General features: G+C 50.4%; 2 rRNA genes. Both read left to right on the top strand.

Annotated elements, in window-relative coordinates:
* Positions 1–7: 7 nt before the first annotated feature.
* Positions 8–2,919, top strand: a 23S ribosomal RNA gene (locus IWB18_RS12225).
* Between the two features lie 67 nt (positions 2,920–2,986).
* Positions 2,987–3,103 (top strand): 5S ribosomal RNA (gene rrf / locus IWB18_RS12220).
* The last annotated feature ends 2 nt before the right edge of the window (positions 3,104–3,105 follow it).

The raw sequence follows: 3,105 nt of genomic DNA, 5'->3' as shown, positions 1-3,105 counted from the left end.
TAAAAGAGGTCAAGTTACTAAGAGCATAGGGAGAATGCCTTGGCACTGGGAGCCGAAGAAGGACGCGACAAGCTGCGAAAAGCTGCGATTAGGTGCAAATAACCGTTGAGTCGCAGATATCCGAATGGGGAAACCTAGCAGAGAGAAGCTCTGTTACCCGCATATGAATAAAATAGTATGCGAGGAGGGAACTCGGGGAACTGAAACATCTAAGTACCCGAAGGAAGAGAAAGAAAACTCGATTTTCCAAGTAGCGGCGAGCGAAAGGGAAAGAGCCTAAACCGTATTTATACGGGGTAATGGGATATGTAAAGGAGATCTAGAGAGAAGCCGAAGCGCATGGGAAGGCGCACCGTAGGGAGTAAGAGTCTCGTAGGCGAAATTGATAGATACAGGCATATTACCGGAGTACCACGGGACACGTGAAACCCTGTGGGAATTAGGGGGGACCACCCCCCAAGGCTAAATACTACCCAGTGACCGATAGAGAATAGTACCGTGAGGGAAAGGTGAAAAGAACCCCGGGAGGGGAGTGAAATAGAACCTGAAACCCTATGCTTACAAGCAGTGGGAGCGCAAGTGACCGCGTGCTTTTTGTAGAACGGACCAGCGAGTTACGATATGTAGCAAGGTTAATCACTTCAGGTGAGGAGCCGCAGGGAAACCGAGTCTTAATAGGGCGATAGTTGCATGTTGTAGACCCGAAACCGTGTGATCTACCCATGTCCAGGGTGAAGCGTGAGTAAAATCACGTGGAGGCCCGAACCGGTGTCTGTTGAAAAAGGCTCGGATGAGGTGTGGGTAGGGGAGAAATTCCAATCGAACACGGAGATAGCTGGTTCTCCCCGAAATAGCTTTAGGGCTAGCGTCAAGGGGTGAATAGTGGAGGTAGAGCACTGAATTGGCTAGGGGGCGTATAGCTTACCGAACCATATCAAACTCCGAATGCCACATATTTTACCTTGGCAGTCAGACTGCGTGAGATAAGTTTCGTAGTCGAAAGGGAAACAGCCCAGACCATCAGCTAAGGTCCCAAAGTACAGGTTAAGTGGGAAAGGATGTGCAATTGCTAAGACAACTAGGATGTTGGCTTAGAAGCAGCCACTCATTCAAAGAGTGCGTAATAGCTCACTAGTCGAGTGATTGTGCGCCGAAGATTACCGGGGCTAAAACCTGTCACCGAAGCTATGGCTTGCAGATTTATCTGCAGGGGTAGGGGAGCATTGTGTACGAGGCGAAGCTAAGCTGTAAGGCGAGGTGGATTGTACACAAGAGAGAATGCTGGTATGAGTAGCGAAAGGAAGGTGAGAATCCTTCCCATCGAAAATCCAAGGTTTCCTGAGGAAGGTTCGTCCGCTCAGGGTAAGTCGGGACCTAAGCCGAGGCCGAAAGGCGTAGGCGATGGACAACCGGTTGAAATTCCGGTACCGCCTTTGACTGTTTGAGAGAAGGAGTGACACAGGAGGATAAGCTGACCCGTCGAATGGAAGAGACGGGCTAAATAACGAGTGTAGATCTTAGGCAAATCCGGGATCTGTGAAGCATGAGTTATGATGGGGACCGAAAAACAAGTAGGGAAGCAGCTGATTTCACACTGTCGAGAAAAGCTTCTATTGAGGAATAAGGCGCCCGTACCGCAAACCGACACAGGTAGATGAGGAGAGAATCCTAAGATGAGCGGGAGAAGTGTTGTTAAGGAACTCGGCAAAATAACCCCGTAACTTCGGGAGAAGGGGAGCCTAATCCGGTTATTGTAAAATGATACGGAAAGGCTGCAGAGAAAAGGCCCAAGCGACTGTTTAGCAAAAACACAGGTCTCTGCTAAATCGAAAGATGAAGTATAGGGGCTGACGCCTGCCCGGTGCTGGAAGGTCAAGGGGACTGCTTAGCGTAAGCGAAGGCATGAACTTAAGCCCCAGTAAACGGCGGCCGTAACTATAACGGTCCTAAGGTAGCGAAATTCCTTGTCAGGTAAGTTCTGACCCGCACGAAAGGCGTAACGATTTGGGCACTGTCTCAACAACACACCCGGTGAAATTGTAGTACTCGTGAAGATGCGAGTTACCCGCGACAGGACGGAAAGACCCCGTAGAGCTTTACTGTAGCTTGGCATTGGATTTTGGTATTGTATGTACAGGATAGGTGGGAGGCTGAGAAGATAGGACGCCAGTTTTATCTGAGCCGCTGTTGGGATACCACTCTTGCAATACTGGAATTCTAACCAGTAGCCGTTAACCGGTTATGGGACATTGCCAGGTGGGCAGTTTGACTGGGGCGGTCGCCTCCGAAAGAGTAACGGAGGCGCCCAAAGTTTACCTCAGAATGGTTGGAAATCATTCGTAGAGTGCAAAGGCAAAAGGTAGACTGACTGCGAGAGAGACATCTCGAGCAGGGACGAAAGTCGGGCTTAGTGATCCGGTGGTACCGAGTGGAAGGGCCATCGCTCAACGGATAAAAGCTACCTCGGGGATAACAGGCTTATCTCCCCCAAGAGTCCACATCGACGGGGAGGTTTGGCACCTCGATGTCGGCTCGTCTCATCCTGGGGCTGTAGTAGGTCCCAAGGGTTGGGCTGTTCGCCCATTAAAGAGGCACGCGAGCTGGGTTCAGAACGTCGTGAGACAGTTCGGTCCCTATCCGTCGTGGGCGCAAGATATTTGAGAGGAGCTGTTCCTAGTACGAGAGGACCGGAATGGACAGACCTCTGGTGCACCAGTTGTCCTGCCAAGGGCACAGCTGGGTAGCTAAGTCTGGAAGGGATAAGCGCTGAAGGCATCTAAGCGCGAAGCCCCCCTCAAGATGAGATATCTCATCCGCAAGGAGTAAGGTCCCCAGTAGACGACTGGGTTGATAGGCCAGAGGTGTAAGTGTAGAAATACATTCAGCTGACTGGTACTAATAGACCGAGGACTTGACCTAAAAAAAGATGATTGAACTTATATGGATTTTATGCAGCTTTCAAATCTCATTAAGAGATTTAAAGTAATTCCGCGGCAATGGCGGAGGGGCTACACCTGTTCCCATCCCGAACACAGAAGTAAAGTCCTCCTGCGCAGATGGTACTTGGATGGCGACGTCCTGGGAGAGTATGTCGCTGCGGGATTC

Source organism: Alkalibacter mobilis, from assembly GCF_015594845.1.
In the GTDB taxonomy this organism is placed as follows: Bacteria; Bacillota; Clostridia; order Eubacteriales; family Alkalibacteraceae; genus Alkalibacter; species Alkalibacter mobilis.
Note: the sequence above shows the minus strand (reverse complement) of the source record. Positions and strands in the feature narration are given on the sequence as shown.